The organism is Mycobacterium sp. IDR2000157661, from assembly GCF_022317005.1.
Lineage (GTDB): Bacteria > Actinomycetota > Actinomycetes > Mycobacteriales > Mycobacteriaceae > Mycobacterium.
The window spans coordinates 618,250-638,172 of record NZ_CP081006.1 but is presented as its reverse complement, the minus strand read 5'-3'; the positions used below and the strand labels follow the sequence as shown (position 1 = coordinate 638,172).

Annotated in this window: 17 protein-coding genes; 8 read left to right on the top strand and 9 right to left on the bottom strand. The window is 66.8% G+C overall.

The annotated features are described in order from the left end of the window. Nucleotide 1: 1 nt before the first annotated feature. From K3G64_RS03920 to K3G64_RS03910, 3 genes are read left to right on the top strand one after another with little or no spacing between them, the layout of a single operon-like run. Complete coding sequence (locus K3G64_RS03920) at nucleotides 2–1,012, top strand: 3-oxoacyl-ACP synthase III family protein (RefSeq protein WP_238889150.1); 1,011 nt, start codon at nucleotides 2–4, stop codon at nucleotides 1,010–1,012. Continuing rightward, nucleotides 1,012–2,046, top strand: a complete 1,035-nt coding sequence (locus K3G64_RS03915; RefSeq protein WP_238889149.1) for a pyridoxal phosphate-dependent aminotransferase — start codon at nucleotides 1,012–1,014, stop codon at nucleotides 2,044–2,046. Before K3G64_RS03920 ends, K3G64_RS03915 begins: the two co-directional genes overlap by 1 nt. Before the next feature lie 56 nt (nucleotides 2,047–2,102). Beyond that, entirely contained in the window at nucleotides 2,103–2,615 is a 513-nt protein-coding gene (locus tag K3G64_RS03910; RefSeq protein WP_238889148.1) for a MarR family transcriptional regulator, read from the top strand. A 29-nt stretch (nucleotides 2,616–2,644) separates the two neighbouring features. Here K3G64_RS03910 and K3G64_RS03905 read toward each other — a convergent pair whose 3' ends face one another. Both K3G64_RS03905 and K3G64_RS03900 read right to left on the bottom strand, forming a co-directional pair. Further along, nucleotides 2,645–3,904: a GAF domain-containing sensor histidine kinase gene (locus K3G64_RS03905; protein WP_238889147.1), complete on the bottom strand. Its 1,260-nt coding sequence runs from the start codon at nucleotides 3,902–3,904 to the stop codon at nucleotides 2,645–2,647. Next, the gene (locus K3G64_RS03900) at nucleotides 3,901–4,563 is read right to left on the bottom strand and encodes a response regulator (RefSeq protein WP_238889146.1); all 663 of its coding nucleotides are present in this window, start codon (nucleotides 4,561–4,563) and stop codon (nucleotides 3,901–3,903) included. Before K3G64_RS03900 ends, K3G64_RS03905 begins: the two co-directional genes overlap by 4 nt. 106 nt (nucleotides 4,564–4,669) lie before the next feature. Here K3G64_RS03900 and K3G64_RS03895 point away from each other — a divergent pair, with 106 nt between their 5' ends. Both K3G64_RS03895 and K3G64_RS03890 read left to right on the top strand, forming a co-directional pair. Continuing rightward, the gene (locus tag K3G64_RS03895; RefSeq protein ID WP_238889145.1) at nucleotides 4,670–5,473 is read left to right on the top strand and encodes an HAD family hydrolase; all 804 of its coding nucleotides are present in this window, start codon (nucleotides 4,670–4,672) and stop codon (nucleotides 5,471–5,473) included. Between the two features lie 100 nt (nucleotides 5,474–5,573). Beyond that, nucleotides 5,574–6,284, top strand: coding sequence for a nitroreductase family protein (locus K3G64_RS03890; RefSeq protein WP_238889144.1), 711 nt, complete (start codon nucleotides 5,574–5,576; stop codon nucleotides 6,282–6,284). Nucleotide 6,285: 1 nt separating this feature from the next. On the opposite strand, the gene mmsB is transcribed toward K3G64_RS03890, so the two are convergent. From mmsB to K3G64_RS03855, 7 genes are all read right to left on the bottom strand, one after another. Then, complete coding sequence (mmsB, locus tag K3G64_RS03885; protein ID WP_238889143.1) at nucleotides 6,286–7,158, bottom strand: 3-hydroxyisobutyrate dehydrogenase; 873 nt, start codon at nucleotides 7,156–7,158, stop codon at nucleotides 6,286–6,288. A gap of 12 nt (nucleotides 7,159–7,170) precedes the next feature. Further along, the gene (locus K3G64_RS03880) at nucleotides 7,171–8,361 is read right to left on the bottom strand and encodes an acyl-CoA dehydrogenase family protein (protein ID WP_238889142.1); all 1,191 of its coding nucleotides are present in this window, start codon (nucleotides 8,359–8,361) and stop codon (nucleotides 7,171–7,173) included. A 32-nt stretch (nucleotides 8,362–8,393) separates the two neighbouring features. After that, nucleotides 8,394–9,914, bottom strand: a complete 1,521-nt coding sequence (locus tag K3G64_RS03875) for a CoA-acylating methylmalonate-semialdehyde dehydrogenase (RefSeq protein WP_238889141.1) — start codon at nucleotides 9,912–9,914, stop codon at nucleotides 8,394–8,396. Between the two features lie 76 nt (nucleotides 9,915–9,990). Then, complete coding sequence (locus K3G64_RS03870; protein WP_238889140.1) at nucleotides 9,991–11,664, bottom strand: AMP-binding protein; 1,674 nt, start codon at nucleotides 11,662–11,664, stop codon at nucleotides 9,991–9,993. Between the two features lie 23 nt (nucleotides 11,665–11,687). After that, nucleotides 11,688–12,782, bottom strand: a complete 1,095-nt coding sequence (locus K3G64_RS03865) for an acyl-CoA dehydrogenase family protein (protein ID WP_238889139.1) — start codon at nucleotides 12,780–12,782, stop codon at nucleotides 11,688–11,690. Between the two features lies 1 nt (nucleotide 12,783). After that, a complete protein-coding gene (locus K3G64_RS03860) occupies nucleotides 12,784–13,998 on the bottom strand; it encodes an acyl-CoA dehydrogenase family protein (protein ID WP_238889138.1) in 1,215 nt (404 codons plus the stop codon). Nucleotides 13,999–14,012: 14 nt separating this feature from the next. Next, nucleotides 14,013–14,909: an enoyl-CoA hydratase gene (locus tag K3G64_RS03855; protein ID WP_238889136.1), complete on the bottom strand. Its 897-nt coding sequence runs from the start codon at nucleotides 14,907–14,909 to the stop codon at nucleotides 14,013–14,015. 261 nt (nucleotides 14,910–15,170) lie between these two features. Between K3G64_RS03855 and K3G64_RS03850 the strand changes: the two genes are divergently transcribed. From K3G64_RS03850 to K3G64_RS03840, 3 genes are read left to right on the top strand one after another with little or no spacing between them, the layout of a single operon-like run. Next, nucleotides 15,171–16,280, top strand: a complete 1,110-nt coding sequence (locus K3G64_RS03850; protein WP_238889134.1) for an LLM class flavin-dependent oxidoreductase — start codon at nucleotides 15,171–15,173, stop codon at nucleotides 16,278–16,280. Between the two features lie 30 nt (nucleotides 16,281–16,310). After that, nucleotides 16,311–18,845, top strand: coding sequence for an FAD-binding oxidoreductase (locus K3G64_RS03845; protein ID WP_238889133.1), 2,535 nt, complete (start codon nucleotides 16,311–16,313; stop codon nucleotides 18,843–18,845). A gap of 21 nt (nucleotides 18,846–18,866) precedes the next feature. Then, complete coding sequence (locus tag K3G64_RS03840) at nucleotides 18,867–19,922, top strand: alpha/beta fold hydrolase (protein WP_238889131.1); 1,056 nt, start codon at nucleotides 18,867–18,869, stop codon at nucleotides 19,920–19,922. Nucleotide 19,923 lies beyond the last annotated feature (1 nt).

The window sequence follows — 19,923 nt, the reverse complement described above, 5'->3', positions numbered from 1 at the left end:
GATGAGGACCGTCAGCCTGGTGGACGTCTCCACCTACCTGCCCGGCGATCCGATCAGCGCCGACTACTACGCGCAGTTCGCCGAGTCGGACGACCTGCGCGACAACGTGATGTTCCGCGCGCCGTCCTTCCGCCACCATGTCGCGCCGGACGAGACGGCCGTGGACATGGTGGAACACGCCGCGGCGGGCCTGCTCGAACGGCACGGAACCGACGTGCTCTCCGACGTCGACGTGCTGATCACCCACACCCAGATGCCCGACATGCCGTTCTACGGCGGCGGCGGTGCGATGGCAGACCGCCTCGGCATGCGGCCGGACTGGGTGCTCGACCTGCACAACGGGGGCTGTGCGGCGTTCGTGCTCGGTCTGAAGCTGGCCCAGCAGCTGCTGGCCTCGGGCGCGGGGCACACGGCCCTGATCGCCGTCGCGCAGAACGCCGCAGGGCAGGTGTTCGACCAGCCGGGCGTGCGGCGCAAGGCGCAGGCCGCGGTGCCCGGCGACGGCGCGGCGGTCGGGCTGGTGACGGTGTCGCCGCGGTCGCCGATACTCGACGTCGAGTGCCGCACCTACGGAGAGTTCGCCGGCGATATGACGATCGCGATCGACCCGCCGCGCAAGTGGTGGCAGCCCGGCCCGGGGGAGGGCTACATCGGCTTCACCGAAAGCAAGATCACCAAGGTGCTGGCCCGGGGCAATCGCCAGGTGCCCGAGGTGTCCTACGTGGTCTGTGACCGCATCGGCGTCAAACCCGCAGACCTCGACCTGCTCGTCACCAACCAACCCAACCGGGTGTTTCTCCGGAACTGGCGCGAGGCTCTGGAGCTTCCCGCCGAGCGGCACGTCGACACCTTCGACGAGTGCGGCAACCTGTTCGCCGCCGCCATCCCGGTCAACCTGGACCGCGCGATTCGGGATGACCGGCTGCGTGCCGGTGACGTGATCTTGATGGCGGCGTTCGCGCACGCCGGTGATTTCGCCGGCGCGGCCGCGGTGCGATGGGGCGGCCGCTGATGGCGACGCCGGCCCGCATCGGCGGTGGGGCGCTCGGTGCGCTGCCCAGCGCAGCGGACCCGTCGGCCTTGTCGCTCAACGAGAATCCGTTCCCGCCGCTGCCCTCGGTGCGGTCGGCGCTCACCGCGTCGATCGACGCCGCGAACCGGTACCCGGAGTACCTGCCGCAGCGGTTGCGTGCGCTGATCGCCGCCCACATCGGCGTGCGCGATGAGCAGGTCGTGATCGGCGCCGGTGCGACAGGGGTGGTCATGCAGGTGCTGCAGGCGGTGACGAGTCCCGGCGACAGGATCGTGATGGCGGCTCCGACGTTCGACGGGTATCCGATCGTCGCGCAGATCGCCCGGTTGAAGACGGTGGCCGTCGCGCTGGACCGGCACGGTCGCCACGATCTGGACGCGATGGCCGCGGCGGCCGCGCAGGCGAGAGTCGTCGTCATCTGTCGTCCGCACAATCCGACGGGGACGGTAGAAACGGCCGCCGACATCGAACGGTTCCTGCAGAAGGTCTCCGTCGAGACCGTTGTGGTGCTCGACGAGGCCTATTTCGAGTTCCTGTCGGCGGCGCACCGCCTCGATACGGCCGCAATCATCAGTCGGCACCCGAACGTCGTTGTGATCCGGACGTTCTCGAAGGCCTACGGGCTGGCGGGTCTGCGCATCGGATACGGCTTCTGCGCTTCGGGGCTGGCGCGCCGGCTGTGGGCCATGCAGTTGCCCTTCGGTGTCCCGCTCACCGCCCTCGTCGGCGTGGCAGCGTCGTATGACGCGGACAGCCAGCTGCAGCAACGGATCCGGTACATCACCGGTGAACGGCACCACCTTCGGCTGCGGCTGCGGTCGCTTGGGGTGTACAGCACCGACAGCCACGCCAACTTCCTCTACCTGCCGCTCGGCGAGCGTCCGTGGCCAGAGGTGTTCGACAGCAGCGGATTGCAGGTGCGCCACTACCCCGACGGTGGCGTGCGGATCACCGTCGGTGACCGGCGCTCGACGCGGGCGGTGTCGGCCGCGGTGGCCTCGAGCCGTCCGTGAGACCGCGGTGACGGGAAACTTCCGGGCGCGCTGACAGCGATGGGGTATGAAGAGGCATGCCCCTGGAGCCGTCGAAACCCGCTGATCGTGACCCGATCGCGTTGGCCCGCGCCAATTGGGAGCGGTCGGGCTGGGGCGAGGTGGCCGACGGCATGGTGGCGGTGACGTCGGTGATGCGCGCGCACCAGATCCTGCTGGCGCGCGTCGAGACGGCGTTGCGCCCCTACGATCTGAGCTTTTCGCGATTCGAGTTGTTACGCCTGCTGGCCTTCACCCGAGCGGGCGCGCTGCCGATCACCAAGGCCTCCGACCGGCTGCAGGTGCACGTCACCAGCGTCACGCACGCCATCCGGCGGCTGGAGGCCGACGGACTGGTCGAACGGACACCGCACCCCACCGACGGCCGCACCACGCTGGTGCGCATCACCGACCTCGGCCGCTCGACGGTCGAAGACGCGACGGTCACCCTGAACAAAGAGGTGTTCTCCGACATCGGCATGTCCGAGGAGGAGTCGCGTGCCCTTGCCTGGTCGATCCAGACGCTGCGCAGGAACTCCGGCGACTTCTAGCGCAAGGTCAGCCGGCCGCGCGCAACCGATCAGCGCTCATCGCGCACGGAGCCGGCGACCGCCGGACTGGACGGCAACGGGATCGTGGCCGTCACCGCGGTACCCGCCCCCGGTCGTGAACGGATGTGCAGGCGGCCGCCGACGATCTCGGCGCGCTCGGCCATCGACAGCAGGCCGTAGCCACCCATGTCATCGCCCCCGAGCGGGTGTTCGAAGGTGTCGAAACCGACTCCGTCGTCGATGATCTCGAGTCGGGCGATGTCTCCGGAGTCGCCCGACTCGACGGCGAAAGTCAGCCGTGCGGTGCTGGCGTCGGCGTGTTTGACGACGTTCTGCAGGCATTCCTGCGCGATCCGGTACAACGCCAGCTCGATGTGGTCGGGCAGCCGGGTTTCGGCGAGGTCGACGTCGATGCCGATCTGCGGTATCGAACGCGCCAGGCTGGCCAGCCCACCGGCCAGTCCGAGGTCATCGAGCACCGGCGGGCGCAGGCCGCTGATCGCGGCGCGCGCTTCCTGCAGCGTCAGCTCGACGAGTTCCCTTGCCTTGCCGAGTTGTTCGGCGACGATGGCAGGGTCGTCGGACCGGGTCGCGGCGTCGAGACGGTACGACAGTGTCACGAGTCGCTGCGAGATCCCGTCGTGGATATCGCCTGCGAGTCGGCGCCGCTCCAACTCCTGAGCCTCGATCACCTGCTCGACGAAGTTCTCGTGCGCCCGCTCGCGGGCGACCAATTGGCGGTGCAGCCGGGCCTGGTGCATGGCACCGGCGATGAGCCGTCCGATCACCACCAGCAACTCGACGTCGCGCTCGGTGAATTCACGCCTCTGTACGGTGTGCACGTTGAGCACGCCGACCAGCCCGCCCGGGTCGGTCTCCATCGGCACCGACACCATCGAGGTGAAATCCGAGCCCCGAAGCGACTGGAACGGCATGTACCGCGGGTCGGACTCCTTGTCCTGGGTGATCACCACGGGTTCGCGGTGACTGGCCACCCAGCCCGAAATGCCCTGTCCGAGCGGCAGTCTGATCTTGCCGATCTGCGAGTCGAATGGTGGTGTCGCGCCGGCGAGGGTGAGCGAGCGGTCGCTGTCGTCGAGGACGTGGACGAAGCAGACGTCGCTGGCGGTGGCCGCCGTGATCATCCGCGCCGCGGCGGCCGCCAAGGGTTCGACGCCGGGACCCTTCGACGCCGCCTGGATCAGCTCGCGAAGCAGCCCCAGCTCGCGGTCCGCGGCCAGGGCGTACTGGCTGAGCTCGTGTACCGCGTCGGGTGGGCCGCTGCTCATTGGTAGATCCCCTCACGCAGCGCGGTCGCCACGGCGCCGGTGCGGTCACTGACCCCGAGCTTGCGGTAGATCGAGCTGAGATGCGATTTGACCGTCTCGTCGCCGATCACCAGCTTGGTGGCGATGGCGCGGTTGGACAGGCCGTTGACGACGAACGACAAGATCTCGCTCTCCCGCTGGGTGAGGCCCTGCCGGGCACCGGGCCAGAATTCGTCGCGCTGCAGCCGCGCCGCGGTGTCGACGGCGCGCGCGGCCATGCCCGGGTCGATCGCGGTCTCGCCGCGGTGCACGAATTCCAGCTGACGCACCAGCTCGTCGCTGCTGATGCTCTTCAGCAGGTAGCCGGAGGCCCCCACCCGCAGGGCCTGGAACAGGTACTGCTCGTCGTCGTAGACCGACAGCATGACGACCTTGCGCTCCGGATTGCGCTCGCGCAGCTCCAGGCACAGGTCGAGGCCGCTGGAACCCTGCATGCGAACGTCGGAGAGCACGATGTCGGGGTCGAGATCGTCGACGACGCTGAGCGCTCGCTCGGCACCGATCGCCTGCCCGACCACCTGCACCCGGTCGGCAAACACCGCCAGCATGGCCTTGAGGCCTTCGATGACCATTTCGTGGTCGTCGACCAGCACTAATCGCACCGGGGAGCTGCTCGGCATGGCACCAACCTTAGAGGTGCCGTTTGCGGTGGTAGAGGAACTTGGCATCCCCGATCCCCCGATTGGGGGAGGTCTTGGTGTTGTGACTTGAGCCACCCTTGTTCCCATGCCGACAACGCATGAGACGACATGGCGCGCAGGCCGGTTCTGGTGGGACTGCGCTTCGCCCTCCGATCCGCGATGTGCCCTGCGTGCCGTGGTCTTCGACCTCGACGCCCTGACCGACATCGAATGCGACGGCCACCGCGTAGCGTACAACGCGGCCTTCGCGGCCCACGGGCTGGATTGCCACTGGTCGGTAGCGCGCTACCGGCAGCTGCTGGCGCTGACCGACGAGCGCCAGCGTGTCGCCGCGGAGTTGCGGAAGCGGTGCGTGGCGACCGAGTCCGACGTGCTGACCGCGCTGCTGGCCGACGAGATCTACACGACCAAGACCATGATGTTCGACGAGTTGATCCTCGAGCACGACCTGTCGCCGCGGCCCGGACTGGTCGACTTCGTGATGGACGCCGTCGGTGCAGGCGTTGAGGTGGCCGTGGTCGCCAACGGCCGGCGGGCGTGGGTGGAGCCGCTGGTGCGCCAACTGATCGGCGAGGGACTCGTCGAGACGGTCGTCGCCGTCGAGGACGTCACCAAGCCGATGCCGGATCCCGAAGCGCATCGTCACGCGCTGGACGACCTGGGCGTGTCCGCCGAGGACGCGGTCGCCGTCAGCGGCTCGGCCTGCGGTTTGCGGGCGGCGAACGCGGCCGACCTGGCGACCGTGGTGGTCACCGGCGAGGGCACCCCGGACATTCCGACGGCGCTGGCCGTGCGGCCGAACTTCGACGGCGACTCGCCACTGACGATCGCCGATTGCCAACGGATGCATGCCAACTGGTGGAGGCTCCGCAAGCCGACAGCTGCGTAGCAGCGAATTGGGCCGCAGCTGCGTAGCAGCGAATTGGGCCGCAGCTGCGTAGCAGCGAATCAGGCCGCAGCTGCGTAGCAGCGAAGGGTAACGTGCGGGAATGGCTGATATTCCCACCACGATCCCGTCCACCGACGAAGCGCTTGCCCGCCTGGAGATGCCGCTTGTCGACGCGATGATGACCCAGCGTGCCGTGCGTCGCGTCCTTCCCGATCCGGTCGACGACGCGGTGGTGTTGAAGTGCATCGAGTTGGCCCTGCGGGCACCCACCGGCTCGAACGGGCAGAACTGGGAGTTCATCGTCGTCAAGGACGCCGCCGTGAAGGGCCGACTCGGCAAGCGTTACCGCCAGGCCTGGTCGCTGTACGGCGGGATCGGTCGGCGCGTCGCCGGCAGTGACGAGTCGATGCAGAAGATCCTGCGGGCCGTGCAATGGCAGGTGGACCACTTCGATGAGATCCCGGTACTGGTGGTGCCGTGTCTGCGCGGTGGAATGCGGTTGCCGTACGTGCCATCGCCGTTCGTCGGTGAGTCGTCGTTCTTCGGATCGATCTACCCCAGCGTGCAGAACCTGCTGCTCGCGGCGCGGGCGATGGGGCTGGGCGCATCACTGATCACCCTGCCGCTGTGGAGTGTGACGTCGGCGCGCAAGACCCTGGGCCTGCCGCTGACCGTCACACCCGTCTGCGTCGTGCCTTTGGGCTGGCCGCGCGGTCGGTACGGGCCGACGACACGCAAGCCCGTCGAGCAGGTCGCCCACCTGGACGGGTACGGCAACCGTGCCTGGCTCGGCACTGCCCAGGACCGCTGAATCAGCTGCGGAGCATCTCGATCACGGCGCTGAAGTCCTTGTCCGCATGGTCGGCCGCGTATTTCGCGTAGATCTCGGCCGCATGGCTGCCCAGCGGGGCGTTGGAACTCGTCGACTTCACCGCGTCCATCGCCAGGCCGAGGTCCTTGTTCATCAGGGCGGTCGCGAAACCGGGCTTGAAGTCATTGTTGGCCGGCGAGGTCGGCACGGGACCCGGCACCGGACAGTTGGTGTGCACCGACCAGCAGTTGCCGGTGGCGCCGGTGATGACGTCGAACAGCGACTGCGCCGACAACCCCAGCTTCTCGGCGAGCACGAACGCTTCACCGATCGCAATCTGCTGCACCGCCAGCACCATGTTGTTGCACAGTTTGGCCGCCTGACCGGTGCCCGATGCGCCGCAGTGGATCACCTTGCCCGCCAACGGTTCCAATACCGGCCGCGCCCGCTCCACGGCGGACTCCTCGCCGCCGACCATGAACGCCAGCGTGCCGGCGGTCGCACCCTTGACGCCGCCGGAGACGGGCGCATCCAACTGGGCGAAACCGCGGTCGGCGGCCTGGGCGTTGATGGAGCGCGCGTCGTCGACCGAGATCGTCGACGTGTCGATGAACAGCGTGCCCTCGTGCGCGACAGGCAGGATCTCGGCGTAGCAGGATTTGACGATGTCACCGTTGGGCAGCGAGGTGATGACCACCTCAACGTCGGCGGCGGCCGCGGCGCCGCTGTCGAACACTCGTGCACCCTTCTGCGCCGCAGCGTCTTTGAGGGCAGGCACGGGATCGAAGCCGTGCACGGTGTGGCCGGCGGAAAGCAGATTGGCCGCCATCGGACCGCCCATGTGGCCCAGGCCCAGGAATGCGACAGTGCTCATGATCGGCTCCTCCTATGCGGACGCGCGCACCTTGGCGGCTTCCGACCGCCCGATGACCACGCGCATGATCTCGTTCGTACCCTCGAGGATCCGGTGCACCCGCAGATCCCGGACGATCTTCTCCAGCCCGTACTCGGTGAGGTAGCCGTAGCCGCCGTGCAGCTGCAACGCCTGATCGGCCACGGTGAAACACGAGTCGGTGACGTAGAGCTTGGCCATCGCACAGAGTTCCACCTTGTCGGGGTGGTTCTCGTCGAGCGCACGGGCGGCCCGCCACAACAGGTTTCGCGACGTCTCCAATGCGGTGGCCATGTCGGCGAGCGTGAAGCGGATGGTCGGTTCGTCGAGCAGGGCGCCGCCGAACGCCTCGCGGTCGCGCAGGTGGGCGGCGGTCTTGTCGTAGGCGGCCTGCGCACCGCCCAATGAACACGCGGCGATGTTGATGCGGCCGCCGTTGAGCCCGTTCATCGCGATCCCGAAGCCGGCGCCCTCACCCTCGGCGCCGCCGAGCATCGCGTCGGCGGGCACCCGCACGCCTTCCAGGATCACCTGCGCGGTGGGCTGTGCGTTCCAGCCCATCTTCGACTCGTTGGCACCGAAACTGAGTCCGGGCGCGTCCTTCTCGACCAGGAACGTCGAGATGCCCTTGCTTCTCGGATGCGGACCCTCACCTCCGGTGCGAGCCATCACGACGTACATGTCCGACGCCCCGGCGCCCGAGATGAACTGCTTGACACCGTCGATGACCCAGTCCGCTCCAGCGTCGCCGCCGGCCCGGACGGCCTTGGTGCGCAATGCACCGGCGTCGGATCCAGCCCCGGGTTCGGTCAGGCAGTAACTCGCGATGGCCTCCATCGAGGCCAGCCGAGGCACCCACGACTTTCGTTGTTCGTCGGTGCCGTAGGTGTCCACCATCCACGCGCACATGTTGTGGATCGACAGGAACGCAGCGACCGTCGGGTCAGCCGCCGCCAGCTGCTCGAAGATGCGCACGGCGTCGAGCCGACGCAACTCGCTGCCGCCGACATCATCGCGGCAGTAGATCGCGGCCATCCCGAGTTCGGCGGCCTCGCGCATTACTTCGGTGGGGAAGTGCTTGGTGGCATCCCACTGCAATGCACCTGGCGCGAGGCGCTTCTCGGCGAACGCAGCCGCCGTCTCGGCGATCACCCGTTCGTCGTCGTCCAGACCGAAATAGTCCAACGCTACTTCTCCTCGCGCGAGCGGTCGTCGGGCTATTTCATGGTGGGGATGACGAACTCGGCGCCGTCCTTGACTCCCGACGGCCAACGCTGGGTGACGGTCTTCGTCCTCGTGTAGAACAGGATCGAGTGCGGTCCGTGCTGGTTCAGGTCGCCGAAGCCGGACCGCTTCCAGCCGCCGAACGTGTGGTAGGCCACCGGAACCGGAATCGGCACGTTGACGCCGACCATGCCGACCTGGACCCGATTGACGAAGTCGCGGGCGGCGTCACCGTCGCGGGTGAAGATCGCCACGCCGTTGCCGTATTCGTGTTCGGACGGCAGCCGCAACGCTTCTTCGTAGTCGCCGGCCCGGACGATGCACAACACCGGGCCGAAGATCTCGTCGGTGTAGATCGACATGTCGGTGGTGACGTGGTCGAACAGCGTGGGTCCGATGAAGAAGCCGTTCTCCAAGCTCTCCTCACCGAATTGCAGGTCGTCGCTTGTCCGTTCGCGACCGTCGACCACGATGTCGGCGCCGGCCTCCACGCCCGCGTCGATGTAGCTGCGCACCCGCTTGAGCGCGGCCTCGGTGACCAGCGGGCCGTAGGTGGCCTTCGGGTCGAGGCTGTGGCCGACGCGCAGTTCGCTGACCCTCTCGGCCAGTCGGGCGCGCAAGCGGTCGGCGGTTTCCTTGCCGACCGGCACCGCGACGCTGATCGCCATGCACCGCTCACCGGCGCTGCCGTACCCGGCGCCGATCAAGGCGTCGACGGCCTGGTCGAGGTCGGCGTCGGGCATCACGATCATGTGGTTCTTGGCGCCACCGAAGCACTGTGCGCGCTTACCGTTGGCCGCTGCGGTGGAGTAGATGTACTGGGCGATGTCGGAGCTACCGACGAAGCCCACCGCCTGGATCGCCGGGTGCTCGAGGATGGCGTCGACGGCCTCCTTGTCGCCCTGTACAACCTGGAACACCCCCGGCGGCAGGCCGGCCTCCAGAAACAGCTCGGCCAGCCGGACCGGCACCGAAGGGTCACGCTCGGACGGCTTGAGGATGAAGGCATTGCCACACGCCAGGGCGGGCCCGGCCTTCCACAGCGGGATCATCGCCGGGAAGTTGAACGGCGTGATGCCCGCGACGACACCGAGCGGCTGGCGCAGCGAGTACACGTCGATGCCGCTGCCTGCGCCCTCGGTGTACTCGCCCTTGAGCAGGTGGGGGATCCCTACCGCGAACTCGATCACCTCGATGCCGCGCTGGATGTCGCCAAGCGAGTCGGCGTGGGTCTTGCCGTGCTCCAGCGACAGCAGGTCGGCCAGCTCGTCAGCGTTCTGGTTGACCAGTTCGATGAACTTCATCAGCACCCGGGCGCGGCGCTGCGGGTTCCACGCCGCCCACTGGATCTGCGCCTCGGCGGCGCCGGCCACTGCGGTGTCGACGTCGGCGGCCGAGGCCAGCGACACCTGCGCCTGAACCTCACCGGTGCTGGGATTGAAGACGTCGGCGGTGCGCGGCGACTGTCCGGTGGACCGCTTGCCGTTGATGAAATGCGGGATCTGATTGGTCATGAGCATGCCCTTCGCCGACTAGATACTTGGATATCCTAGTAACCGCGGGACGGCACGCGCAAGATCCGGGGTCGGGTCAGAGGCCGAGCAGCCGGACAGTTTCTGCACGCATCTCGACCTTGCGCACCTTGCCCGTCACCGTCATCGGGAACTCGTCGACGACGCGCACGTAGCGGGGAATCTTGTAGTGGGCGAGTTGGTCTACGCAGAACTCCCGCACCGTGTCGGCGTCCAGCGGTCGAGCGCCCGATCGCATCTTCACCCACGCGCAGATCTCCTCGCCGTATTTCTCGTCCGGAACCCCGACGACCTGGACATCCTCGACGTCGGGGTGGGTGTGAAGAAACTCCTCGACCTCCCGGGGATAGACGTTCTCGCCTCCGCGGATCACCATGTCCTTGATGCGCCCGACGATCTGGCAGTAGCCGTCGTCGCGCATCACCGCGAGATCTCCGGTGTGCATCCATCCGTGAGAGTCGATGGCCTCCCGGGTCCTGTCGTCGTCGTCCCAATAGCCGGTCATCACCGAGTACCCGCGCGTGCAGAACTCGCCGCGAACACCGCGCGGGACAGTGGCTCCGGTATCCGGGTCGACGATCTTGACCTCAACGTGCGGGTGCACGCGACCGACGGTGGCGGTCCGTCTGTCCAGGTCATCGTCGATGAGGGTCTGGCATGAGACCGGCGAGGTCTCGGTCATGCCGTAGGCGATCGCGACCTCGGGCATGTGGAGTTCGTTGATGCAACGCTTCATCAGCTCCATGGGGCAGGTGGCACCGGCCATGATCCCGGTCCGCAGCGACGACAGGTCGCGCTGCGCGAGCTCGGGCTGGGCAAGCATCGCGATGAACATCGTGGGCACGCCGTACACCGCGGTGCAACGCTCGGCTTCGATGGCCGCCAGGGTCGCGCCGGGATCGAAGCCGGCTGCCGGGATCACCATGGTGGCGCCGTGCGTGGTGCAGCCGAGATTGCCCATCACCATGCCGAAGCAGTGGTAGAAGGGCACGGGGATACACAGCCGGTCGCCGGGACGGAAGTTGATGAGTTCGGTGACGAAGTAGCCGTTGTTGAGGATGTTGCGGTGCGAGAGCACCGCCCCTTTCGGCGAGCCCGTGGTGCCCGAGGTGTACTGGATGTTGATCGGGTCGGACGGCATCAAGCCGTCGTGCCGGGATTGCAGGTCTGTGATCGAGACCCGTTCACCGCGCTGTCGCAAGGTGTCCCAGTCGCCGGATCCCAGGAACACCACCTCCTCGAGGTCGGGCACCTCCTGGCGCACCTCGGCGACCATGCCTCGGTAGTCGGAGGACTTGAAGCTCGTCGCCGACACGAGCAGCCGGACACCTGAATGCCGTAGCACATAGGCCAGTTCGTGGGTGCGGTAGGCCGGATTGATCGTCACGAGAATCGCACCGACCTTGGCGGTGGCGTATTGGATAATCGTCCACTCCGCGCAGTTGGGTGCCCAGATGCCGACTCGATCACCGGGTTTGATGTCACCGGCCAGCAGGGCGCGGGCAACGAGGTCGACCTCGGTGTTGAGCTCGGCATAGGTCCACCGTCGACCGGTGCTGACGTCGACGAGGGCCTCGACGTCGGGGTGAACGGAGACGGTTCTCTCGAAGTTCGTCCCGATCGTCTCCTCCAACAGGGGAGCCTCGGTCGAACCCGCCGCATAGGACTCGGCCGTGACGTGTTCGCCGGAAGTGGGCGAGGTTACAGGTTGTCCCGCTGGTGAGGTGGTCATCGGTCGCTCCTCGGTATGCGGTGTTACAGGTCCACGCGGTCGGCGAGCAGCGCTCGGTGGCGGGCACTGCTACCGAACAGTGCTTCGGTGGTCTTGGCTCGGCGGAAGTACAGGTGAACGTCATGTTCCCACGTGAACGCGATCCCGCCGTGTACCTGGAGGGCCGAACCGGCGCACTGAGTGAACGTGTCCGCGGCCTGGGCCTTGACCAACGGTGCCGTGCTCGCCAGTTCATCCGGGTCGCCGGCGCTCATCGCGGCGAACATCACCGCCACGCGGGTCGCGTCGATCTCGATCATCATCTCGGCGCACGAATGCTTGACCGCCTGGAACGAACCGATGGGTCGGCCGAACTGCGTTCTGGTGCAAGCATGTTCGACGGCAAGTGCGAGACATGCCTCGGCGCCGCCGAGCATCTCGGCCGATAGCAGCACACGTGCCACGTCGAGCACCCGCTCCATCCGGCCGGGTGTGGCGGCCGCCAGCGGCTCCGCTGACGCGTTGTCGAGCGTCAACCTGGCGACCGGCCGGGTGACGTCGAACGAGGGCAGGCGCTCGACCGTGACGCCGGGGGTGCCTGCCGCCACCATGTAGACCCCCACCGAGTGGCCTGCGCGCGCCGGCACGGCGAACACATCCGCGACGTGCCCGTGCAGTACCGGTGAGCACTCGCCGACGAGGGTGGTCCGGCCATCGTCGCGACGAGCCATTACGGTCGACGCCGCTTCAGCGGCATCGGTTCCCGCTGCCGCGAAGGCTCCGACGAGCTCGCCGCTGAGCAACCCGGGAAGCAGCCTGTGGCGCTGGGTCTCGTCACCCATCCGCATGACGGCCTCGATGGTGAAGGTGGTGGCGGCCATCGGGACGGCGGTGAGTGCGCGGCCGAGCTCCTCGAACGCGATCGCAGTCTCGAGCATGGTGCCACCGGCTCCGCCGTATCCGGTTGCGATGTTCAGCCCGGGCAGATCCAGCTCGGCGCACAGCCGTTTCCAGAGCGGTCCGTCGTAGCCTTCTGCGGCGGCCACGTCGCGCAGATGCGCCATGTTCCCCGCATGGCGGAGGAATCCGCGCAGCGACGCTCTGAAGTCATCCTGTTCGGCGCTGTAGCGGAAGTCCATGTCAGCGCGGCTCCTTCGGAAGACCCAGCAGCCGTTCCCCGATCACGTTGCGCTGGATCTGGGAACTGCCGGCGTAGATCGTCGCGGCGCGCCCATAGAGCAGTTGCTCCATCCAGCAGCCGACCGAGTTGGGCGTACCCGCCACCGGAGCCAGCAGCGCCGCGCCGTTTCCCGGACCATTGGGGCTCAGTGCCTCCAGCCCCACTATCTCCACGGCGAGCTCGGTATAGCGCCGGAAGTACTCGCTCCAGATGACCTTGCTGATCGCGGCGTCGGCCCCCGGGCGTTGTCCGGTCAGCAGTGCGGTCAAGCCCCGATATCCCTGATAGCGCAGGATCTGGACCCGCGAGTGGCACCATGCGAGCTTGTCGCGGATCAGGGGATCCGTGTGTAGCCCCCGGGCGCGGGCGAGTGTGCGGAGCCGTTGCAGGTCGCGGCCGAATTCCGCTGCTGCGGAGATGATCTGCGAGCCACGCTCGAAGCCGAGCAGCGTCATGGCCGCGGTCCACCCGCCGCCGACCCCGCCGAGCACGTCGGCCGCCCCGGCGCGGGCGCCGGTGAGGAAGACCTCGCAGAACGACGCGTGTCCGGCGGCGTTGGCGATCGGACGGACCTCGACACCCCGCTGGTCGATCGGCACCAGCAGCATCGACAGCCCCGCGTGCCTGGGTCGGGCGGGATCCGTTCGCGCCAGCAGGAAGATCCAGTTCGCCGTCGGACCCGCCGACGTCCAGGTCTTCTGCCCGTCGATCACCCACTCGCCGCCGTCGAGCACGGCGCGGGTCCGCACCGATGCCAGGTCCGAACCCGCTTCCGGTTCGGAGAAGCCCTGGCACCACCGGTCTTCGCCGGACAGGATCCTGGGCAGGAAGCGCGCCTTCTGCTCCTCGGAGCCGAGCGCGATCAGCGTATTTCCGAGCAGATCGATTCCGAGGGCGTCGTTCTCGGCCCGTTCCGGGGCGCCGACACGAGCGAATTCCTCTTCCAGCACCAGTTGTTCAATTACGGACAGACCGCCGCCGCCGTACTCCTTGGGCCACGACACGGCGACGAGCCTTCGGTCAGCCAGGATCTTTCGCCATCGCCGCCCGATCTGCTTGCGCTCATCGGGCGCAAGGGCACCTGCGCCCGGCCAGTCACTCGGCAGGTGCTCGCTGAGAAGGGCACGGATCTGTTCGCGAAACGCGGCGGCTTGTGGTGGGTAGTCGACGTCCATATGCCTCGCCTGCCTCAAGGTCGGTGCTTGGCCGCGGGCAGTATGTCGGGTGCCAACCGCCAGTCCTCCAGCCCGTGCTCGACCGTCCCGATGCCCAGCGGGTCACCGGTCTTCTCGGCCCAGTGGGCGTGGTTGAGCTGGTGCAGGGAGAAGCACGCGTCGAGCGCGGTGCCGAAGCCCATGGCGTCGACGGTCTGGTTCACCGACTCCTTGATCAGCAGCGCTGTCAGCGTGGGCAGCTTGGCGATCCGGCGTGCGAAGTCGACCGTGCACTGGGACAGTTCGTCGCTGGGGAAGACCTTGCTGACCATGCCGAGTGCGTGGGCATCGTCGGCGTTGAGCGCATCGCCGGTTAGCAGTAGCTCTTTGGCCTTGCGCGGGCCGAATTCCCAGGGATGACCGAAATACTCCACCCCGCACATCCCCAGTCGGGTGCCGACGACGTCGGCGAATACCGCGTCGTCGGCGGCGACGATGAGATCACAGCACCATGCCAGCATCAGGCCGGCGGAGAGAACCATGCCGTTCACCTCGGCGATGGTGATCTTGCGCAGATTGCGCCACCGCCTGGTGTTCTGGAAGAAGTAGTGCCACTCCTGGCGATGCCGGGTCTCGACGCCGCCGATCGTCCCGCCGTTGCATTGGTACGTCGGGTGCTGATCGGGACCGGGTGTGCGTTCGCGGACATCGTCGGAGGACCCGAGATCGTGACCGGCGGAGAAGGAGGGCCCCGCGCCGCGCAGGATCACCACCCGCACGGTGTCGTCCGTTTCGGCGAGTTCGAACGCCGACCCGAGTTCGACGAGCATTCCCCGGTTCTGCGCGTTCCGCTGTTTGGGGCGATCGAGAGTGACCACGGCGATGCGACCGTCGTCGAGCAGTTCGTAGTCGATGTAGTCGAAAAGCTGCACGACGTGCTCCCTTCAAGTCGGCACCCCCGCTGCGCGGGATCCGCTGATGCAGAAGATTACGCGTGGCGTGACCAGAATGTCCATAGACGATACGGGCAGAGTAAAAGAATATCCACGCTAAACCAGCAAGATATTCCGTACTTGCGCCGCATGAAGTATCTTGCTAGTACTGTGTTGTACATCGCAGTTGAGGCGCGAGACCCACCCGGGCTGCTCGATCCCTACGGCGGCTCGCAAGTGACCACAATCGAGAGGTGCACGATGGAACTGGGACTTTTCCTGATGCCGGCGCATCCACCGGAGCGCAGCCTGTACGACGCAACCCAGTGGGACCTCGAGGTCATCGAGCTCGCCGATCAGTTGGGCTACGTGGAGGCCTGGGTCGGCGAACATTTCACCGTGGCTTGGGAGCCGATCTGCGCACCGGACCTGCTGCTGGCCCAAGCGCTGCAACGGACGAAGTCGATCAAGCTCGCCCCCGGTGCGCATCTGCTTCCCTACCACCACCCGGTGGAACTGGCCCACCGGGTGGCCTACTTCGACCACCTTGCCCAGGGGCGCTTCATGCTCGGCGTCGGCGCCAGCGGTATCCCCGGTGACTGGGCGCTGTTCGACGTGGACGGCCAAAACGGTGAGCATCGCGAGATGACCCGCGAGGCGCTTGAGATCATGCTGCGCATCTGGACCGAGGACCAGCCGTGGGAACATCGTGGAAAGTACTGGAACGCCAACGGCATCGCGCCGATGTTCGAAGGATTGATGGCCCGCCACATCAAGCCGTTCCAGACGCCTCATCCGCCGATCGGTGTCACCGGCTTCTCCGCCGGGTCGGAGACGCTCAAGCTCGCCGGCGAGCGCGGCTACATTCCGATGAGCCTGGACCTCAACGCCGAATACGTTGCCTCGCATTGGGATGCGGTGCTCGAAGGTGCCGCACGCAGTGGGCGCACACCCGACCGTCGCGACTGGCGGCTGGTGCGTGAGGTCGTCGTCGCCGAGACCGACGAACAGGCGTTCCGCCTCGCCGTGGACGGCATGATCGGTCGCTTCATGCGTGAGTACGTGCTGCCGACGTTCCGGATGTTCGGCATGACGAGGTTCTACAAGCACAACCCGTCGGTGCCCGATGAAGACGTGACACCGGAGTACCTCGCCGAGAACACCTTCGTGGTCGGGTCGGTGGACACCGTCGTCGACAAGCTGGAGGCCACCTACGACCAGGTCGGCGGCTTCGGACACCTGCTGATCCTCAGCTGCGACTACAGCGACAACCCGGGTCCCTGGAAGGAGTCCATGCGGCTGCTCGCCGAGGAGGTCCTGCCCAAGCTGAATGCGCGGCTGGCCAAGAAGCCCGTTATCGCGACCGTCTAGCTGTCGGCACTCATACCGAAGGGGTACCCGATGGACGCTCGTCAGATCACCGTCCGATATTCGGACGGCACGCAGACGACGATGCCCGCCGGGCCGGACCAGTCGATTCTGGAGGCGGCCGAAGAACACGGCGTCGCGATCGTCAACGAATGCCAGAGCGGGATCTGCGGCACCTGCGTCGCCGCCTGCACCACCGGTGACTACGACATGGGGCGCACGGAGGGCTTGTCCGACGTCGAGCGCGACGCACGAAAGATACTGACATGTCAGACGTTCGCCAAGTCCGACTGCCTGATCGAACTGCAGTACCCATCCGACGACAATGCCGCACGCTTGATCACCGGCCACGGGGTGGTGGCCGGGGTGGATCTGGTGTCGTCGACCACCGCGATTCTGCGAGTCGACGTCTCAGGCATGCCCGGACTTGCCTTCAAGGCGGGACAGTTCGCCCAACTGCAGGTGCCCGGCACCGGTGCATGGCGCAACTACTCCTACGCGCATCCCGCCGACGGCCGCGAGGAACTGGAGTTCATAGTTCGACTGCTGCCGCAGGGCGTCATGTCGGACTATCTGCGCGACCGCGCGAAACCCGGCGACCGTATCGCGTTGCGATGCAGCAAGGGAAGCTTCTACCTGCGTCCCGTTGTGAGGCCGGTGGTCCTGGTGGCCGGCGGCACCGGCCTTTCGGCGATTCTGGCGATGGCGCGCACCCTCGACGATGTCGCACAACCGGTCCATCTGCTCTACGGGGTGACCGATGCCGAGGATCTCTGCAAGCTCGATGAGCTCAAGGCTTTGGCAGGCGTTATCGCCAACCTGCAGGTGCACGTCACCGTCGCCCATGCGGACCAAGAGTGGGACGGACCGATCGGGCTTGTCACCGATCTGTTGAACGAGGACATGCTCAGCGGCGGCGACGCGGATGTCTATCTGTGCGGCCCGGCCGCCATGGTCGAGGCGACCCGAAATTGGCTGGATGATCGGGGCTTTCATCGTGTGGGGCTGTACTACGAGAAGTTCGTGCCGAGCGGGGCGGTCCGGCGGCGCATCCCACCCCGGCTTGACCACGCCAAGCTCGATGTGGCCGACGTGCGCCGCCGGGGTCGCGGTACCGCGGTGATCATCGGCGGCAGCATCGCGGGGATCGCCGCGGCCAAGGTGTGCAGCGACACCTTCGAGCGGGTCATCGTCCTGGAGAAGGACCCACCGCACCGTCGCCGCGAAGGCAGGCCGGGCGCCGCACAAGGCTGGCATCTGCATCACCTGCTCACCGCTGGACGCGTCGAGTTGGAGCGCATGTTCCCCGGCATCATCGACGACATGGTGCGCGAGGGCGCCTTTGACGTCGACATGGCGGCCCAGTACCGCATCCGCTTGGGCGGGACCTGGAAGAAGCCGGGTACAGGCGCCATTCAAATCGTCTGTGCCGGGCGGCCATTACTCGAATGGTGTGTGCGGCGGCGACTCGACGACGAGCCGCGCATCAGCTTCCAGTACGAATCGGAAGTGGCCGACCTTGTCTATGACGGCAACGCCAACGCGGTGGTCGGAGTTGCAGTGGAACGCGACGGCGACTTGGAGATCGTGCCTGCCGAGTTCGTCGTGGACGCCTCGGGTAAGAACACCCGACTTCCGGAGTTCCTGGAGCGCATCGGGATCGGGGCGCCCGAAGTCGAACAGGACATCATCAACTGCTTCTACTCCACAATGCAGCACCGGGTGCCACCGGAGCGGCAGTGGCATGACAAGGTGATGATGATCTGCTACGCGTACCGGCCGTACGAAGACACCTACGCCGCGCAGTACTACACCGACAGCTCCCGCACCATCCTGTCCACCTCACTGGTCGCCTACAACTGCTACTCGCCCCCACGCACGGCGCAGGAGTTTCGGGCGTTTGCCGATCTCATGCCGTCGCCCGTGGTGGGGGAGAACATCGACGGGCTGGAACCGGCGTCACCGATCTACAACTTCCGCTATCCCAACATGCTTCGGCTGCGCTATGAGAAGAAGCGCAATCTCCCTCGGGCCCTGCTCGCGGTTGGCGACGCATACACCAGCGCCGACCCGGTGTCCGGACTGGGAATGACGCTGGCGCTCAAAGAGGTTCGGCAGATGCAGCTGTTGTTGCAGAGATATGGGCCGGGACACGCCGAGCTGCCACGACGCTACTACCGCAAGATCAGCCGTCTTGCCGACACGGCCTGGTTCGTGATCCGCGAACAGAACCTGCGTTTCGGTTGGCTCAAGGACGTCGACGAGAAGCGCCCGTTCTACTTCCGCGCACTGACCTGGTACATGGACCGGGTCATGGAGCTGGTCCACGACGACCCGCAGGCCTACAACGAGTTCCTGGCGGTCGTTCACCTGGTCAAGCCGCCGTCGGCGCTGATGCGACCAGGGGTCGCCGGTCGGGTGATCGGCAAGTGGGCGCGGACCAGATTGTCGGGACAGAAGACGCTGATCGCCCGCAACTACGAGAACCGTGATGATGTGCCCTCTCCCGACCACGTCGTCCGATCCGAGGAAGTCGCGGTCGGACTGGCGGGAACGCATGCGCCCTGACACCGAGGAAAGAGGCTCGAGATGCCACCGCTTCATCGAATGCTGAACTGCCGGGGTACCCGCATCCACGCAGTGGAGGACGGCGAGGGCCCGTTGGTGGTGCTGGTGCACGGCTTTCCGGAGTCGTGGTACTCATGGCGCCACCAGATTCCCGCGCTGGCCGCCGCGGGCTACCGCGCGGTGGCAATCGATCAGCGGGGTTACGGGCGCTCGTCGAAGTACCGAGTGCAGTCCGCCTACCGCATCAAAGAATTGGTCGGCGACGTCCTCGGTGTCATCGAGGCATACGGCGAGAAGACGGCCGTGGTCGTCGGCCATGACTGGGGTGCCCCGGTGGCCTGGACGTTCGCGTGGCTGCACCCGGAAAGGTGCTCCGGTGTGGTCGGTGTCAGCGTGCCCTTCGCCGGACGCGGTGTGATCGCGCTGCCGGGCAGCCCCTTCGGGGAGCGCCGCCCCAACGACTACCACCTGGAGATCGCCGGTGCAGGCAAGGTGTGGTACCAGGATTACTTCGCCGCACAGGACGGCATCATCTCCGAGATCGAGGAGGATCTGCGCAACTGGTTGCTGGGTCTGACCTACACGGTTTCCGGGGAGGGGATGATCGCGGCCACGAAGGCGGCCGGGGCAGCGGGCGTCGATCTGGCCGCGATGGACCCGATCGAGGTGATCCGCGCCGGACCGCTGTGCATGGCCGAGGGCGCACGGCTCAAGGACGCGTTCGCTTATCCCGAGACCATGCCGGACTGGTTCACCGACGACGACCTCGACTTCTACACAGGTGAATTCGAGCGCTCCGGCTTCGGAGGACCGTTGAGCTTCTATCACAACATCGACAACGACTGGCAGGATCTGGCCGGGCAGGCCGGCGAGCCACTGACACCGCCCGCGCTGTTCATCGGTGGACAGTACGACGTGGGAACGACATGGGGGGCCGAGGCCGTCGAGCGTGCGGGCGAGGTGATGTCGAACTACTGCGGCACCCACATGGTGGCCGACGTCGGTCACTGGATCCAGCAGGAGGAGCCGAAGGAAACCAACCGGCTGGTGCTCGACTTCCTGCGTACGCTGCGTTAGC